This is a genomic window from Hymenobacter sp. B81 (assembly GCF_044628455.1).
In the GTDB taxonomy this organism is placed as follows: domain Bacteria; phylum Bacteroidota; class Bacteroidia; order Cytophagales; family Hymenobacteraceae; genus Solirubrum.
This window is the reverse complement of the sequence record NZ_JBIYZW010000003.1, coordinates 265,273-282,791: the sequence shown is the minus strand read 5'-3', so window position 1 is coordinate 282,791 and position 17,519 is coordinate 265,273. Positions and strand designations below refer to the sequence as shown.

Genomic DNA, 17,519 nt, shown 5'->3' with positions numbered 1-17,519 from the left:
TGTAGGACCACTATGCCCTGCTGGGTTACTGGCGCGCTACTGCCCCCCGATTTTCAGGCGCTGGCCGGCCGAGTGGCTGGTGAAATCGGGCGCGTAGAGGCACTGCACCTGGCTGATGCCGGAGGAAAAGTCGCCGGCCTGGGCGGCCCGCAGGCGGTACTCAAATACGTGGGTACCGCGCGGCAGCACGTCCATGAAAAAGTTGGTGGCCGCGTCGCGGGGGCTTTCGTAGTAGCCCAGGCCCTGCTGGTAGCGGTAGCCCGAGGTCTGGCCGATGAGCTCCAGGCCGGCGGCGCGGGTGTCCTTCAGGTGCACGAATTCCAGCTCCCGGTCGGTTTTGAGCACCAGGCGCACCACCAGCACCTCTCCTACTTTCAGCGGCGTGCCCGTGGTCATGGGCGTGAGCACCGGGCCGCTGGCGCCGGTGGTTTCGCGGAAGAGCTGGCGCGTCAGGCCCAGCGGGGCGTTATCGGCCCGGGTAATCTTGTCGAGCTGCTCGAAGTACTGCCAGTACAGCCCGCCCCAGGCCACGCCGGCATCGGTTTTCTGCACGCGCACCTTGCCCATGGCGGGCTTCACCTCGGCGGCCGGGAAGCTGCGCTTCAGGTAGCCAGTACCGGCTTCGGCACCCTCGGTGGTGTTGAGGGCCTGCCCGCCGAGCGTCACCTGCAGGGGCTTCGTCGGTTCCAGCCAGTTGCGCGAGCCCTGCAGCAGCAGGGCGTAGCAGGCATCGGCAGTGGCGCGGGTGCTTTCCCAGTTGTGGGTGCGCTTCTGGGCCAGCAGCCACAGCTTCATTTCCTCTACCGCTTTCTGGTCGTTGCTGACCTCATTGAACGCCTCGATGAGCTGGGTCTGGGTTTCGGTGGGCGCCTGCTGCCAGTAGAAGCCTGCGCGCACGTCTTTCCAGTACATACCCAGCTCGTCAGTCTGCAGCGCATTCTGGCGCAGGGCTTCCATGATGTCGCGGGCGGGTTTGGTTTGCCCCGCGCGGTGCAGCGTGATGGCGGCCAGGCCCTGCAGGTAGCGGTTGCGCTTGAGCCAGTGCTGGCCGGCCTGGGTGCGGTAGTAGTCGTAGGCGGTTTTGCTGGCGGCGGGCAGCGGCAGCTCCGCGGTCCAGAACGAGCGGGCGTAGAGCGCGTGCAGGGTGGCGTCGCCGAGGTGGTCGTCGGTTAGCTTCACGTTTTTGCGCTTGCGCAGCTGGTCGTACTCGCGCTGGATTTCGCGGTCGAGGTAGGCCACGGCCTGCCGCAGCACATCCGCCGTGCGCGCATCCTGCCGGGCATCAAAGGCGCCCAGCTTGCGCAGGCGGCCGAAGCCGGCCACGATGAGCTGGGTGATGTAGCGGTTGTCGGGCATCTGCTTAAACCAGGGGAAGGCGCCGCTGGGGCTTTGCAGCTCGGCCAGCTTCTGCACCGCGCGCTGGGTTTCGGCCTGCAGGCGGGCTTCGTCGAAGAGGTCGGCGAGGCGGCGCATGCGCTCGGTGTCGCTCTGGCCCTCGCGCACCCAGGGCGTTTCCTGCAGCAGCAGGGCTTTCAGCTCCTGGTTTTGCTCCAGCTTCGAGCGCAGCGCGTTCGGGTCGCCGCTGGCAGCGGCCTTCTTCCACTCGTCCAGCACGGGGCGGATGCGCGGGTTCTGCTGCACGATGCGGGCGGCCAGGGTATTGGCGTAGAGGCGCGAGAATACCTGCTCCGAGCACTCGTAGGGGTACTCCATCAGGTAGGGCAAGGCCTGCACGGCGTACCAGGCGGGGTTGGCGGTCAGCTCCAGCGTGAGACTTTGGTTCTGGCGCGTGGGCGAGCTGGTGCTGGTGAGCTTCTTTAGCTCGAATTCACGGGTGGTGTTGCCGCGCACGGCCAACGGCACCGCTTCCAGCACCAGCAAACGGTTGGGCAGCACCGGCAGGGTGTTTTCCTCGCCATCTGAAAAAGATGACAGCTGCGAATTGTCAGTTGTCTGCTTCTTGGCTTTGCGGCGGGCTTTTTTCTCCTGGCCCGACAACTTCTTACTGTCAACTGCCAACTGCCCAGAGGCCACCACGCGATAGGTCACGGCCTCGAGGCCGGCGGGAATGCTGAGGTCCCAGGTGGCGGTGGTGCTTTGGCTGGCGGCAGTATTGAAAGCCACCTGGGCCGGGCTTTGCAGCAGCTGCTTATCCAGGGGCTGATTGGTGCGGGCGTCGAAGAGCAGCAATTGGGCGGTGCCGCTCAGGGCCTGGCCGCTGAGGTTGCTGATTTTGGCCGAAAAGCGCAGCTGGTCGCCTTCGCGGAAAAAGCGCGGGGCGTTGGGCGTCACCATCAGCTCTTTCTGCGTCACGAGCTGGCGCGCCAGCAGGCCGGTTTGCAGGTCGGGCGTGTGGGCCAGGGTCAGCAGCTGCCAGCGCGTGACGGCCTCGGGCATCTGGAACTCCAGCACCACTTCGCCCTGGGCGTTGGTGCGCACGGCGGGCATCCACATGGCCGTTTCGCGGAAATCGGCGCGTACGGGCACGCTGGCCAGGTCGGTGGGCTTCTGACCGTCCTGAGCAGACACGGCATTGCCGGCGGCGCTTTCTTCTTCCACCAGACCCGCCGCATCAGCCGACATTTTCATTTCCGCCCCTGGCGCCATTAGAGGAGGTGGAGCAACGGGAGCCGACATACGCATAACTGCCCGTCCAGCATTTCCTTTTACCGACTGAGTCATTTCGGCTGCGCCATACATCCCTTCCTCGTCACGCTTAATAACCGGCGGCGTAAACTTGACGGCGCTGCGTTTTTCCAGATTCGCCCAGTCCCAGTAATCCAGCCGCAAACCCGGATAGAGGTAATACTGCTGGCCGGTAGCCTTGCCGGAGAATTCTGCAAACAATGTCTCCCACTGCTCTGCCCCGAAGCGCGCCGACCAGTTGAACCGCTCCCCGACGTAGGGCTGCGGCAGCTCGGGTCGCTCGAAGGCGTGCGGGCGGAAGTAATCCAGCGACTGGTCGTAGAGCGAGGCCAGCAGCTCGGCCGCGGCGGGCTGGTTCTGGCTGTTCCTGATGGTCACGCGCCAGGTTTCCTTTTGACCGGGCTGCAGCTTGTCGCGGAAGGTGCTGATGTCCAGGCGCAGCGGACGCACTGGCTCGGCCACCTGCACCGTGACTTCGCGCTGGTAGAAGCGGCCGGCGTGCACGAACACCAGCCGCACGTGCAGGGGCCCGGCGTTGGCCGCCGCGGTGGGCAGACTGATGGCGCGCTGCTCGCGGCGCAAGGTCAGCCACTCGGCGCGCAGCAGCTGGCCCTGGCTTTCCACTTCCAGCCGGGCCTGTACCTGCTCGAAGCCGGTACCGATGAGCAGTTGCGCGGCTTGGCCGGGCGCTACGCTGTCCTGCAAGCTCACCAGCCAGCTGGGCACGGGCAGCGGCGGCTGGGCCGCCGTGGGGCTATACAGCGTGAAGCCAAGCCGGGCCTTGGCCGTATCGGCACCCAGCACGCTTTGGGCTTCGAGCAGGTAGGCGCCGGGCGCTTGCGCGGTCAGGACGCGCACCATTTCCGGCAACTCGCCGCTGTGTTGCGTGTCAAACTTCCACTCGCCGGCCACCGTGCGCGGCCAGGTAGCCGGGTCGTCTTCCCGCAGCCAGGCATCGAGCGGAAACAGCTGCTGGTGCTGCTCGCGGCTCAGGCCGGGCTGGTCGGGGCGCGGGCCGAAGCGCGGGCGCAGGGTGCGGGCCGGCGGCGTGAGGCGGTACAGGCGCAGCGTACCGGTGGCGGGTACGGCTTCGCCGGTGGCGTTCTGGCTGCGCACCGCGAACGGCGCCCGCGCCGCGTTGGCCTGGTTTACTTCGCGCGGACCGCTCAAGCTCAAATTCAGCGCCGGCCCGCCGAGCGACACGCCGCGCTGCTGCGAGCGGGTCTCGCCGTTGGGGTCGGTCACGTCGGCCGTTACCTCAAATACATACGTCGGGCGCCCGGGGCGGGGCGGGCGGTAGCCGCCGTCTTCGTCGTCGGGGTTGCGGTCTTCCTCGTTCAGCGCCTCATCGGGCGGAGTGGCGGTAAAGGCTACGCGGAAGCGACCGGCTTCGTCGGTAGTTACCGTGCCGCTGGCAATCTGCTGCTGCTCGCCCCCACCGGGAAAGTACGGCCGGCGCATACCGCCCCCGCTGCCTTCTCGGCCGAAGCCGAAGTCCAGTTCGTGCCAGCCAAACATGGGCCACACCGTGCGGCGCACCACGCGGTACTGCACCTGCGCCCCGTCGATGGCCTGGCCGGCGTAGGCCGTGGCCGTGCCGCGCACCGAAAGCGTGTCGCCCAGCTTGGGCGTGCCGCCTACCGGGTCGAGGGTTACGAAGAACGTGGGCCGCTTGTAGTCTTCCACTGCGAAACCGGCGCGACCCAGCCACTCTTCCTTGCCGAAATGCGTGGTTTGCACCGTGAGCTGCATCTCGCCGTTGAGCAGACCCGTGGGCAGTGTAACGGAGCCGTGGAAGGAGCCGAAATCGGAAGTGGTGAAGGGCAGCTCCAGCACCTGCTGGCCGTTCACGTCGAGCAGGCGCACCCGCAGCGGCACGTTCTTGCTCACCTGGCTGCGGCCCTTCTGCTCTTCGGCCAGAATGCCCTTGAAGTACAGGGTCTGGCCCGGGCGGTAAATGGCGCGGTCGGTGTACACAAAGGCGCGGCGCTGCACCCGCTCGGCTTCAGGCGGCAGGGGCGGACGGTAGCCGCCCAGGCTTTCGCCCAGCACCAGCGAGTCGCGGCCGCGGCTCAGCAGCAGGGCCTGCATGTAGCGGCGTTGCCCGGCTTCCACCGGCACGGTCAGGTGGCCGTCGGCGGCGGTGGTGAGCTTACTGCCGGCTACGTGCTGGGTTTTACCGTTGAGGTACTGCTGGTACCAGGGCTGCACCGTCACGCCGCCCTCGGGCTGGCCGCTGCGGCGGTTCACCGTCCACAGATCGGTGCCGCCGGTCGGCGCGGCGCGGTGCACGCTGCCCAGCTCACTCACCGATACAAAGGCGTACACCGTGGTGACGTTGGCGCGCTGCTTGGTGGGCTGCGCGGCGGCGCTGCTCACGGCCAGCAGGTAGTGCCCCGGCGCCAGCTTCGGCCCGGCCAGCTCGGCGCGATGACTCCGGTAGTCGGTGGGGCCGGGCAGCGCCAGCGCCCAAGTAGCGGCGGGCGCGGTGGCCAGGCGCTTGGCGTATGCTTTCGGAATCTCGGTTTCGCGCTGGCCGGTCAGCTCGCGCAGCACGGCCGCGGCGGGCAGTTTCCAGGCGAAGCCGTGGGCCTGCTTGAGGTTGCGGAAGCCCACGTTGAGCAGCAGCGGCTCGTCGGGCAGCTGCACCTCGGTGGTTTGCACGCTCAACTCGGGCTGCTCCAGCTCGTTGATCAGGGCCTGGGCCCGCTGCCCGCCCACCGATTTGGAAAAGCGTTTCACCGCCTCGCGGGCCAGAGTCATGGCCTCGGTCGGCCGGTTCTGCTGCCGGGCCAGCTCGGCCAGCTCGGCCTGAAAGTCGGCCCAGGCGGACAGGGCTGCGTACTGGCCGGCGGCGCGGCGCAGGGCGGCTTCGTAGGCTTTGGTTTTGTCAGGGAAGGCGGCGTGCTGGTACACAAAGGCCAGGCGCAGGCGCTCCACGTCGGCGCGGGCGGCCGCGGGGCCCGCCTGGCGGAAGCGCGTGAGCTGCTGCCACAGGCGCAGGGCATGCCAGGGACCGTTGAGCGAGTCGGCGGCAGGGGCCGTGAGCGGCAGGGCCAGAAATTCCGCCTCGGCGCCCAGCAGGCGTGCGTCGGTAAAGCGAAACTGCTCGGCGGGGCGCGTGAGGTACAGCTCGTCGTCGTTCAGGCCTTCGATGGCGCGGTGCACGAGCAGGTCGTAGAGCGTGGGGCGCAGCTGCTGGCCGGCGGCATCAGCGGGCGTCACCAGCTGGCCCAGCTCGCGCAGGGTGGTTTGCTGCTGGCGGGCCGTTTCGCTTTCCACCGAGGCGCGGTAGTGGCGCACCACCTGGGCGGCCAGCCGGGCGGCATCCCAGGTTTGCAGGTCATTGACTCCAAGCTCGTCGTTGACGGGCTGCACCTGAGTACGGTCGTAGAGGCGGTAGCGGTTCTGGCGCAGGTACTGGTGATATTCCTGGGCCAGCAGGCTGTGCAGCAGCGGCCGCGCCGGGAAGGTGGCGCTGCGCAAATCTTCTTCCAGCAGCTTGATGCCCTTCACATCGGCGTCTTCCTCCCGGCGCTCCAGCAGGTGCAGGCGGTACGTCAGGGCGCGCACGTGGTCGGCGGGCTGGCGGCCGGCGCGGGCCTTCTGGTAGATGTCGAGCACCAGCTTTTCGGCCGCGGCGGTCTGGTCCTTGCTTAGCAGCGCGTCGATTTTCTTCCACTGGGCGGCGTAGGGGCCGCCGGCCGCCGGGGCCGAGGCGTTGGAGGGAATTACCATGCAGAGCAGCCAGGCGGCGAGCAACAAAAGCGAAAAACGCATAAGGCAGAAGGTAGAGGAAAGGCAGCAGGCTAGCAGCTCAACAACGAGCTGATGCGCCGTTCCGCGTGAATCCACACGCGAAAAACCACCCTGGGGGCGCGGCAAGTTAGTTCCTGCCCAAAACCGGGCCGAACCGGGCGCTATTTCTTAATATTTCCTTGAAGCCCCCGGCCGTAGCCGCTACCTTGCCCCTTGCCACCGGGATACTCCGGCTTCGCGGCGTGCCGCTCAAGCGCAGATACTCCTGATAAGCAGTCTGCTACCCACTAGATTATGAATTCCGCCAGCACCGCGGCGCATCTGCGCCTTACTTCGTCCCAGCGCATAGTCGAGCTGGCCCGTCCCTGGGTATTGCTGGCCCTGTATGTCGCTGCGGCCTCCCCGGGCTGGTGGTGGCTGGCCGGGCCGCTCGCGGTAGCCGTGTGTCTGGCGGCCTTCGTGCAGATGCACGATGCCATGCACAACGCCCTGGAGCTGCCGAAAGCCGCCAACGACCGGCTGCTGACCCTTAGCGGCCTGCTGCTGCTCAAAAGCGGCCACGCCCTGCAAGTCACTCACCTGCGCCACCACGCCCGTTGCCTCAGCCCCGACGACCCCGAGGGCGCGCCGGCTACCTGGAGCTTTGCCCGGGTGCTGTGGCAGGGTCCTTACCACATTCTGATGCTGCGCCGTGAGTCACTGCGCATGGCCCCGCACACGCACCGCATTCAGCTGCTCGAAACCGGCCTTACCCTGCTGTTGCTAGCGGGTTTTGTGGCGCTGTACGTAAGGACCGGATCGGCAGTGGGACTGGTTTACTGGGCCGTGGCTTTTGCGATGAGCGCCACGCTGCCCATCTGGGCGGCCTACATTCCGCATCACCTGGCTGCCGAGCACCCAGCCGCCCGGGCCGCTTCGGCCGTGGCGCAGGTCTGGACGCCGGTGGTGGCTTCGTTTGCCTTTCACCACGTGCATCACCAGTATCCGCGGGTGCCCACGGCTTTACTGCCGCGGGCGGCTGCGGAGCTGCCTCCTCCCCCCGCCGGGCACGGCCACTAGCGCGGGCGGCTGTTCAGTACGCGCTCGGCTTGGGCGGTATGGCGCTGCAGGTGGGCAATCATAAATGCAAACTGATCGGTCAGGCGCAGCCGGATCAGTGGAATGACGGCGTTGGGAATGCGCACAGCATTGGCGTTGACGTCGCGGGCCATGCGCAGCAGATTCAGCAGCTCGTCGAGCTGGCGCAGGTACACCTCTACTACCGTGCGCGGCAGGCGCGAGCCGCTGGGCGCAAACTGCTGGGGGGTCTTCAGCGGCTTTTCCCGGGCCGGCACCAGCATGGCCTGGGTGAGCCGCCGCCCAATCGGCCCCGATTTCACGAATTCGGCCGGGCGGCTGTCACGCTCCTTGGCTCGGCGCAGCCGCTGCCCCATTTCCGGCAGGTAAAAGCCGCCGATAATGTTGAGGTGTTCCAGGCACTGGCCCACGCTCCACTTGTCGGGCGCCGGTCGGCGGTTCAGGTCGTCCTCGTTCAGCGCCCGGAACCGCTGCTGGGCCACCTCACGCACTTCTTCTACGGAGCGGGTGAGCTGGTTGAGGAAGTCGACGGTGCGAACGGGGGCTGAGGACATAGCAGGGAAGATAGCGGCGGCGTGTACCGTTCGGCCAAAATACGGCGGTCCGGGCGTTCTGCCAACGAACCCGGCTGCCCGGCCCCATAATACCGCCCGGGCACCGCCCCGCCAGCGCCGGCCACCACTAGCGCCCGCAGCGGTTGACTTATTCGGCCAGAATTGCAAAATGCCTGAGCAAGAACACCAGCCGCAAAGTAGTCACTATCAAAAAATTACCCTAACTGATGCTACTCCAGATGGGTAGCGCGATGCTTCCCAAATGGGCTAGCTCAGGGGTGAAGTTTTACAGGCCGTTTATAGCATTACAAACGTTTTATTTAAGGATACCGAGAATATTTTTCATCAATATGTATTTTTCCTCTAATTTTTTGTTTTCATTTGCACAGTCATCAGTAAGTCTTCCGGCTTAAATCCCACCGTTTAGCCATGAAACGTTTCGTACTCTTCCTCGCCCTTTGCTGCAGCACCGCCAGTATTTCCCAAGCCCAGAGTGGCTCGGAGCCTCTGCGTCAGCGCGCCGCCGAAATGACCCGCCAACTGGCACCCCAGCTTAACCTCGACGAGGCCCGCCAGATGCAGGTCCGCCGCCTGCTGGTTGAGCGCCTGCAGCAGGAGGCCGAAGTCGAGCAGATGTACGCCGGCGACCAAACCGTACTGACCGCCAAGCTGCGCGAAGTGGTGAGCGGCTACGAAACCCGGCTGCAGCAGGTACTCACGCCTACCCAACTGCAGCGCTACCAGCAGCTTTCGGCCGCCAGCACGGCCCACGCTACGGTTCGGCCCTAGGCCAATGCCCCGCGTCCCTGATAATTCGGGCACCGCACCTAGCTGAATACGCGGCCACCAGACTCCCGTTGAGGAGTTCTGGCCTGCGGCTCAGTCAGGCGAGGTCGCATTTGCCGGTAGTTCTCGGCTGGCCCGGCTACCGGGCTTCGGCTTTCCGCTGCCGCAGGATGCCCAGGGTGAGCCGCCAGAGGTTTTCGTAGGGAATGATTTCGATTTCGGAGTATGCCTCGCCGGGCGGCGGGGCATCGCGCAGGCGCTCAAAGAGCGCCTGTCCTTTTTCCTCCACGGCCACCGGATCAAAATTCTGCTTGACGGTGAGCTGCAGCAGCCGAAACAGCAGCCTGCTGCGCAGGGTGGAGGCGTCGCGCAGGTAAGCCGTTTCGTACTTACGCAACCCCTCCAGCCGCGCCAGCAGGGCCTCGTCGTGGCCCTGGCGCAGGTAGTGCAGAAACTGCAGAATCAGGATAGCCACGTTGTAGCCGCGCTTGTCGCGGCTGTGGTCGGGAATGCTCTGCACCAGCTGAGCGAATTGCAGGGTGCGCCGCCCCGCCTCTTCGGGGCGTACAAAGTACAGATAGGCCCGCATCAGCTCCCAGCGCTGCACGGCCGGGCGCGTGAGCCGCGTCACGAACGGGTTCTGCTGCATGCGCTTCAGCAGTTCGCCGGCCTTCACGTACTCGCCGCTGTGCATAGCCAGCAGAAAGTAGTTTTCGAGCATGCTGAACCAGTTGCCGGTCGAGCGGCTGAAGGCCTTCATATAGTTTTCGCCCAGGGCCAGGCCTTCGTCGAGGCGCCGGGCCCGCAGGTGGGCGTATAGGCTGTAGAACTTGGTGAAGCGGCTATCAAACCGTTTGCGGTTGAGCTTGCCCTTGGCGTACAGGTCTTCAGCTTCGGCCGTGATGGTGATGATTTCCTCGAAGTTGCCCAGCAGTTCCTGGTGCATGAGCTGCAGCTTCAGCAGCGCGTCGTAGATGACGTAGGAGCGGGTAGCGCGGCTGCTTTCTTCGAGCTTACCAATCACCTCGGGTAAGTACTGCAACAGCCGGCGCCGGGCCTGGACCGAGCGCATCAAATCCATTTTGGCGCCCCAGAACAGGTGCAGGGCCTCCCGCTCCTTTTCCAGCACTTCCTGGTAACGCTCGCTGAGGCGCACCGTTGCCCGGTACTTTGCGAAGTCGTTGGACTCCACGTAGAGGTTGCGCATCAGATCCAGGGTGCTCACCACGTGCTGCGTGAAGTCGCCGTCCTGGGCTAGGCGCAAAGTTTTGCGCAGCAGCTGCGGCAGCAGGCTTCGTTCGCTTTCCCACCACAGCACCCGGGCCTGCTGCAGCAAATCGAGGCACTGCTGCTCGTAGCGGCGAAAGACGGGGTGACGCGGGTCGGAGTAATCCAGAAAATAGAGATGATTGAGCAGCTTTTCCTGCAGCCGCTGCTTGAGCTTGCGCACCGCCGCCCGGCTTTGGGCCGAGGTGCTGCCGTAGAGCATTTTAGCCGCCTGCAGACTGGTCAGGTTGGTTTCGGTCGTAAGCAGGTGCAGCAGCTCCTCTTCGCGGTTGCGGCCCTTGCCTTTGCCCTTCGCCACCCCCAGCAAAGGCAGATTGGCGAGGCGACGGTTGGTCACAATCTTGGCTAGATTTGTCAGCTCAATCATCGTAAAACATCGTTATTCTGAAAACTAAAGCGCTTTTATAGCAGGTATACTACCCGATCTTCCCGTCACAGATACCGCGGGTCTTTCCTTTTTACCCGGCAAGGCCCGCTCCACATTTGTAATGTGGATTACTGGGCTAAATCTAAAGCTATTGTCACATAACTATAAACGATTCACCGTAGCCGGTTAACAAAAACACGCAATAAAGCCGTTAAAGCATCTTTTCAAAACCATAGTAATACAAATTAATACAAATAATCCTAGTCACCCCTATTGGCATCTGTGCCTTTATTTCGGCGAAACCCTGGCAGAAGTTTGTGTCAGTCAATGACTTGACGACCACCCACCTGCTGCCATGTTAGAAATCTTTACCCTCGCCCTGCTTCAGTTTCACCTGCTTTTTTCGCCCCCCCCCACCCAACCAGGAGCTCCCGTAGCCGAACTTAGCTCCAACGCTCAGCTTGAGGTCAGCCTCGAATCGACCAACGACACCGGTGGCGGCTCCTGGGGTGACGGCGGCATTGCCGGGCAGACGCCTAAGCCCTAACCCGGAGCCCGGCCTTATCTTGGCCCCACTTCATCCCCGGCCTTTTCCGCCCCGCCCGCCGCGCCTCCCCTTATGCCCCGTTTCGTATTGCTCGTGGCAGTCCTGCTGCTGAGCCAGTTGTTGCTTGTTGGCTGCGGCCCGTCGGCTACCACCACGCCGGCCCCGGCCGTGCGCGTTTGCTGGCCCCAGGACCCCGAGTCGCTGAACCCCGTGGCCTTGCCCAATGCCTTTGCCATGCAGCTCAACAACCTGCTCTACCAGAGTTTGCTGGTGGTCGATGGGCCTCAGCGCCGCTACGTGCCCTGGCTGGCTGAAGCGCTGCCGCGGGTACAGGTGCAGGACTCGCTCACGCGGCTGAGCTACCGGCTGCGGCCCCAGGCGACCTGGGACAACGGCCAGCCCATCACCGGCCGGGACGTGCTCTTTACGCTGCGCGCCCTGCGCTGCCCGGGCCTGCCCAATGAGCTGCTGAGCAACATGGTGGGCTTTATTGACGAGGTTCAGCTCGATTCCACCGATGCCCGGCGGTTTACTTTCGTCTGCCGCGGGGCGGCGCCCGAATACCGCACGTCCAGCGGCGACTTCCCCATTCTGCCCGAGTACCTGCTCGACCCCCAGCACCTGCTGCGCCAGGTGCCCCTGGCCGGGCTCACCGATTCGGTGCTGGCCCCCGCCCAGCAAGCAGCCGTGCGGGAGTTTGCGCGGCAGTTCAACGACCCGCTGCGCTGGCGCCGGCCGGATCAGGTGCGGGGCAGCGGCCCCTACGAACTGGTTTCGTGGCAGGCGGGCCAGCGGCTGGTGCTGCGCCGCAAGGCCCGCTGGTGGGCCGACGGGCTACAGCCGGCCGAGCCCAAGCTGCTGGCCCACCCCGCCCGGCTGGAGTTCCACATCATTCCCGACCCGGCCACGGCCCTGCTGGCTCTGCGCCGCGGCGACGTGGACCTGTACCCCAACATGGCGGCGGCCGACTTCGACAAGCTTCGGACTTCGCCCCAGGCCGGGGAGTTTCAGCTGTATTCGCCGCCCTCCTACCGCATGGTGGTGCTGGAAATGAACACCCGGCAGCCGCTGCTGCGCCAGCCGGCCACCCGGCAGGCACTGCTGCATTTGCTCGACGTACCCCAGCTGATTGAGGCTACCCAGTACGGACTGGGCCAGCGCAGCGTGGGTCTCGTGAGCCCTAACGAGCGGTGGGCCTACCACGACAGCCTGCCGCTGCGCCGCTACGACCCGGGCCGGGCTGCCGAGCTGCTGCGCGTAGCCGGCTGGCAACGCGCGCGCCCGAACCAGTGGCAGCGCCCCACCGACCAGGCCCAGCTGGCCCTGAAAGTGCACTACCGCGCCGGCGACCGGCTTATGGAAACCGCCGCGCTGCTGCTGCAGCAAAACGCCGCTCAGCTGGGCATTCCCCTGCAGCTGCAGCCCACCGAGGCCTCCGTGCTGTCGGAGCTGCGCCGCAACGGGCAGCACGAGCTGGTGCTGCGCAAGGTGTACGGCAACCCTTTCGCCTACGACCTGCGCCCCCTGCTGCACACGGCCAGCATCGGCGTAGCGGGCGGCAACACCTCCGGGTTTGGCTCGGCCACTTCCGACCGCGTGCTGGAAGAAATTGTGGCAGCCCAGGACTCGGCCCGCAAAGCCCGGCTGCTGCGCCGGCTGCAGCTGATCATGCACGAGGCGGCAGCCCTGAATGTGCTGTACTACGAACCCAACCGGCTGGCCGTAACCAAGCGCCTGATCAACCTGCAGCCGGCCGGCCTGGAGCCCGGCTACGATCTGACCACCCTGCGCGCCGCGGCGCCCGGCAGCAAATAGCGGCGTTATGGGGGGCAACCTGCTCGTCCGCCTGCTGCGCGTGCTGGCCGCCGCCTGGCTGATCGTATCGGTGCTATTCCTGCTGAGCCGCAGCCTGCCCGCCCCGCGCCTGATGGCCGCCGAGTTGGTACGTACTTCGTCAACCCGCCAGCTGCAAGCCAGTGAGCAGCGCTACGCCCAACGCCTCGGCCTCGCGGTGCCCGTGTTTTACGTGGGCGTGTGGCCCTGGCGCTGGCACGGCCTCGACAACCAATACCACCACTGGCTGCGCGGGCTGACCCGCGGCAGCCTGGGCTACTCCTACCGCGACGGGCGCTCGGTCGCCCAGCTGCTGAGGGAGGCTCTGGCCGTGACGCTGCCCCTGGTAGTCCTAGCCCTCGCGCTGACGGGCAGTCTGGCCGGGGCGGCGGCGCTGGCGCTGGCCCGCCGGCCCAAGTGGCGTCGTCGTCTGATGCCCGGCCTGCTGCTGCTCGATGCCCTGCCCCTGTTTGTGGTAGCTATGCTGCTGCTGTGGCTGCTGGCCAGCCCCGAAGGGCTGGCCCTTCTGCCCGCCTACGGCCTGGGCGCCGCTGCCGGTCAACTACCGGGGCTGATCTACCTGATTCTGCCGGCCAGCAGCCTGGTGCTGGCTGCTTTGCCGGGGCTGGTTCTGCCGCTGACGGCGGCCCTGGGTCAGGAGCAGCACCAGCCCTACGCCGTCACGGCCCGGGCCAAGGGAGCCCCGGCCGACCGCCTGTGGCACCGACACCTGCTGCCCAATGCCCTGCCGCCCTTCATCACCCGCTTTACCGATCTGCTGCCGGCCCTGACCGCCGGCGCGGTGGTGGTGGAGGTAGTGTTTGCCCTACCGGGAATGGGCCGCCTGCTGCTCGAAGCCGCCGCCGCCCGCGACTATCCCGTGCTGCTGGGCGGCGTACTGCTCACGGCGGCGGCGCGCCTGCTGGCCTGGCTCCTGGCCGACGTGGTTTCAGCTCTGGCCTATCCCCGTCTACGGCCAACCATATGAGTTCGACGCGGCGCCAACCCATCCCGCGCAGACTGGCTAGCGGCTGGCTGCTGATCCTGCTGCTGGCGGCGCTACTGGCGGAGTTGCTGCTCGGGCCGACCCCGGCGCTCAACCCGCTGCTGGCCACGCGCCCGCCCAGCGCCGCGCACTGGCTGGGCACCGACCCGTACGGCCGCGACGTGCTGGCCCTATGCGTAGGCGGTGCCCGCAGCCTGCTGCTGGTCAGCCTGCCGGCGGCGGCGCTCATGTCGGTGCTCGGCCTGCTGCTGGGCGCGGCGGCGGGCTGGTGGGGAAACCGCGGTCCGCGGCTGACCTGCTCCGACGGGCTGGTGGCGCTGGTAGCGTTGAGCCTGATGGGCTGGCAGCCGCCCTCGTGGAACTGGCTGCCGGCGGCCAGTTTACTGTTATTGCTGGCGGGCGGTCTGCGGCGCCTGTGGCCCGCGCAGCCTGCTTGGTTTCTACCGCTCGACGCCCTGCTGCTGTCCTCCACGCTGCTGCTGGGCGCGCTACCCCGCCTGGTGCTGGTACTCGCGTTCTGTGCGCTGGGGTCACCTGCCCCGGGTTTGCTGGTCGCTGTGCTGACCCTCACCGGCTGGCAGGCTACCGCCCGTCTGGCCCGGAGCCAGGTTCGCCAGCTTAGCGTCCTGGGCTTCATCGAAGCTGGGCGGGCGCAGGGCTTCAGCGCCAGCCGGCTGCTGCGGTACCACGTGCTGCCCAACAGCTGGCCGGTGCTGCGGGCGGTGCTGCCGCTGAACCTGCACACCTGCCTCGGCCTGCAAACCACCCTGGCTTTCCTGGGCCTGGGTTTGCCGCCCGAGGCGGCCGACTGGGGCCGACTGCTGGCATTGGCCCGGCTTGAGCCGGGTGCCTGGTGGCTAGTGCTGTTTCCGCTCCTGGCGCTGGCGGCCACTTCCATCGCGCTTCATACCCTGCTACCAGCCGCTTTGAATAAGGAAAGCAACTAGCATACTCCGTCACAAACAGGCCGAAATTAATTCTACCATGCAACTACAGATCCTACGCTAACTAGCTCAATCAGTCAATTATCAACCTTGTTCTGCTCCATAATCCAATATAGCCACCGCCATTTTACTAGTCACCGGCGAGCGGGTTCCTTCCTTTCCATAGCTTCCTGAGCGCCGTAATCTTGTAAGGACAACGGCATTACGCAGGCTGCAACTAGCAGCCTCACCACTACGAACTGACTCGGCACTACACCTAACCCATTAACGTGTCTATCCGGCGGATGCGCTCAGGGGTAATGGGCTCATCTGCGGTGAAATATTGGACCAATAGGTGTGTGGAAAAACCGCGGGCTTTGCCAGCGGTTTTTTTGCGTTTCCCCTAAAAAAGCAATGGCCGCTCCCGGTTGGGAAGCGGCCGTTGCTTGGGTACTGCGCCTACTACTACGAAACGGCGGTGCCGCTCGGGACGCTCTGGCCCGGCAGGGGGCCGCCCGCGGGCTGCTCGTCGCCCGACGACAGCGGCTGGCCCGGCAGGTTCAGCTCGGGCAGGTCGTTGCTCAGGGGCGTGCCGGTGGGGTGCTCCTGCTTCCGCTCGCTCAGCGTCTCGCTGCGGTCGGTGCCGGCGGTGTGAGCCTGGTAGGCGGTCTGGGTATCGAAGGGACGCTTGCCCACGAGGCGCTCGAGGTCGTCCTGCAGCAGAATTTCCTTTTCCAGCAGCTCCTGGGCCACAATCTCCAGCTCGCGGCTGCGCAGGGTAAGCAGCTGCTTGGTGCGGATGTAGGCGTTTTCGATGATGGTGCGCACTTCCTCGTCGATCATCTGCGCGGTAGCTTCGGAGTAAGGCTTGGTGAAGCCGTACTCATTGCTGCTCTTCGAGTCGTAGAACGAGATATTGCCCAGCTTCGGGTTCATGCCGTACATGGTCACGATGCTGTAGGCCATCTTGGTGATGCGCTCCAGGTCGGACAAAGCGCCGGTGGAAATCTTGCCAAACACCAGCTCTTCGGCGGCGCGGCCGCCCAGGGCCATGCACATCTCGTCGGTGAGCTGCTCGGTGTTGTAGAGGAACTGCTCCTTGGGCAGGTACTGCGCGTAGCCCAGCGCGGCCACGCCGCGGGGCACGATGCTAACCTTCACCAGGGGGTCGGCGTGCTCCAGGAACCAGCCGGCAATGGCGTGACCGGCTTCGTGGTAGGCCACGATTTTCTTTTCCTCAGGGCTGATAATCTTGTTTTTCTTCTCCAGGCCGCCAATCACGCGGTCGACGGCATCGGTGAAGTCCTGCATGGTCACCATTTTCTTGTCGCGGCGGGCGGCGATGAGGGCGGCTTCGTTGCAGACGTTGGCAATTTCGGCGCCGGCAAAGCCGGGCGTCTGGGCCGCCAGCTTCCGGGCATCCACGTCGGGGCCCAGGGTAAGCGGCTTCAGGTGCACGCGGAAAATCTCGGTGCGGCCCACGATGTCGGGCTTGTCGATGCTGATCTGCCGGTCGAAGCGACCGGGGCGCAGCAGGGCCGAGTCCAAGGTGTCGGGGCGGTTGGTGGCGGCCAGGATGATGACGCCGGAGTCGGTGCCGAAGCCGTCCATTTCCACCAGCAGTGAGTTCAGGGTGTTTTCGCGCTCGTCGTTGCCGCCGGGCACGTTGCCGCGCGAACGGCTGCGGCCAATGGCGTCAATTTCGTCGATGAAAATGATGCAGGGCGCCTTGGCCTTGGCCTGCTTGAACAGGTCGCGCACCCGAGCCGCGCCCACGCCCACGAACATTTCCACGAAGTCGGAGCCCGAGAGCGAGAAGAAGGGCACGTCGGCCTCGCCGGCTACGGCTTTCGCCAGCAGGGTTTTGCCGGTACCGGGGGGGCCAACCAGCAGCGCGCCCTTGGGAATTTTGCCGCCGAGGATGGTGAACTTCGAGGGGTTTTTGAGGAACTCCACGATTTCCTGTACTTCCTCCTTGGCCTCTTCCAGGCCGGCCACGTCCTTGAAGGTAATCTTCACTTTGTCGCCGCCCTCAAACAAGGCCGCGCGCGACTTGCCGATGCTGAAAATCTGCCCGCCGGGTCCGGCCGCGCCGCTCATGCGGCGCATCAGGAACCAGAAGCCCACCAGCAGCAGCAGGAAGAAGCCCCAGCTGGCAATAATGTCGCTGATGCTGGTGCGGGAGTTGTCCACGTCGAGGCCCACCTGCTGATCGGGCGGGATGGTGGCGCGCAGCTTGTCGTAGTCCTCCTTAAAGGTCTTGCCGTCGACGACGTTGAAGGTGTATTGCGGACCCTGTTCGAAGGCCAGCGGGCTGCGGTTGCGCAGCTCGCGGCGGTACTGGTCTTTCTGCAGTGCCTCCTGCTTGAGCGTCACCTCCACGGCCCGGTCGTTGACCAGCGTGACGGTGCGCACGTCGCCGTCGCGCACAATCTGTTCGAACCGTTTCTGGTTGATTTTAAGGGCTGAGCTGCTTTTGTTCAGGTAGAATAACCCAAACACCAGCACGGCCAGCCCGAGCAATACCCACAGCTGCATGCCGGGGCGCGGGGCGCCGGGCGTGGGCAGCATGGGTTTTTTCTTTTTCGGGGAAGGAGTGTTATCTGGCATGTACAAGAAAAGTCTGCGACGTGGAAGAGGCCCCGCAGCCAACAAGCCGCTCGAATGGTTTGTTGGGGGCGGCGTTGGGGAGGCTAACGCCCGCCGGCCGGAATTACTTTAAAGCAATTCGGCG

Annotated in this window: 10 protein-coding genes; 6 read left to right on the top strand and 4 right to left on the bottom strand. The window is 65.4% G+C overall.

Annotated elements, in window-relative coordinates; genetic code table 11:
• Positions 1-36: 36 nt before the first annotated feature.
• Positions 37-6,426, bottom strand: a complete 6,390-nt coding sequence (locus ACE191_RS18160; RefSeq protein ID WP_400193657.1) for an alpha-2-macroglobulin family protein — start codon at positions 6,424-6,426, stop codon at positions 37-39.
• Positions 6,427-6,699: 273 nt separating this feature from the next.
• Here ACE191_RS18160 and ACE191_RS18155 point away from each other — a divergent pair, with 273 nt between their 5' ends.
• Complete coding sequence (locus ACE191_RS18155) at positions 6,700-7,464, top strand: fatty acid desaturase (RefSeq protein WP_400193656.1); 765 nt, start codon at positions 6,700-6,702, stop codon at positions 7,462-7,464.
• On the opposite strand, the gene ACE191_RS18150 is transcribed toward ACE191_RS18155, so the two are convergent.
• A complete protein-coding gene (locus ACE191_RS18150; RefSeq protein ID WP_400193655.1) occupies positions 7,461-8,036 on the bottom strand; it encodes a DinB family protein in 576 nt (191 codons plus the stop codon). The genes ACE191_RS18155 and ACE191_RS18150 overlap by 4 nt on opposite strands.
• Positions 8,037-8,465: 429 nt before the next feature.
• On the opposite strand from ACE191_RS18150, the gene ACE191_RS18145 reads away from it, so the two are divergent.
• Positions 8,466-8,825: a hypothetical protein gene (locus ACE191_RS18145; protein ID WP_400193654.1), complete on the top strand. Its 360-nt coding sequence runs from the start codon at positions 8,466-8,468 to the stop codon at positions 8,823-8,825.
• Positions 8,826-8,961: 136 nt separating this feature from the next.
• Here ACE191_RS18145 and ACE191_RS18140 read toward each other — a convergent pair whose 3' ends face one another.
• Positions 8,962-10,476, bottom strand: coding sequence for a hypothetical protein (locus ACE191_RS18140; RefSeq protein ID WP_400193653.1), 1,515 nt, complete (start codon positions 10,474-10,476; stop codon positions 8,962-8,964).
• A 355-nt stretch (positions 10,477-10,831) separates the two neighbouring features.
• On the opposite strand from ACE191_RS18140, the gene ACE191_RS18135 reads away from it, so the two are divergent.
• The 4 genes from ACE191_RS18135 to ACE191_RS18120 all read left to right on the top strand — a co-directional run bounded on the left by ACE191_RS18135 (position 10,832) and on the right by ACE191_RS18120 (position 14,809).
• Complete coding sequence (locus tag ACE191_RS18135) at positions 10,832-11,023, top strand: hypothetical protein (protein WP_400193652.1); 192 nt, start codon at positions 10,832-10,834, stop codon at positions 11,021-11,023.
• Between the two features lie 72 nt (positions 11,024-11,095).
• A complete protein-coding gene (locus tag ACE191_RS18130; RefSeq protein WP_400193651.1) occupies positions 11,096-12,838 on the top strand; it encodes an ABC transporter substrate-binding protein in 1,743 nt (580 codons plus the stop codon).
• Between the two features lie 7 nt (positions 12,839-12,845).
• Entirely contained in the window at positions 12,846-13,844 is a 999-nt protein-coding gene (locus tag ACE191_RS18125; RefSeq protein ID WP_400193650.1) for an ABC transporter permease, read from the top strand.
• The gene (locus tag ACE191_RS18120) at positions 13,841-14,809 is read left to right on the top strand and encodes an ABC transporter permease (protein ID WP_400193649.1); all 969 of its coding nucleotides are present in this window, start codon (positions 13,841-13,843) and stop codon (positions 14,807-14,809) included. The genes ACE191_RS18125 and ACE191_RS18120 overlap by 4 nt, the downstream gene beginning before the upstream one ends.
• Before the next feature lie 441 nt (positions 14,810-15,250).
• Here the strand turns inward: ACE191_RS18120 and ftsH are convergent, their stop codons facing one another.
• Positions 15,251-17,395, bottom strand: a complete 2,145-nt coding sequence (gene ftsH, locus ACE191_RS18115) for an ATP-dependent zinc metalloprotease FtsH (RefSeq protein WP_400193648.1) — start codon at positions 17,393-17,395, stop codon at positions 15,251-15,253.
• Positions 17,396-17,519: the final 124 nt, after the last annotated feature.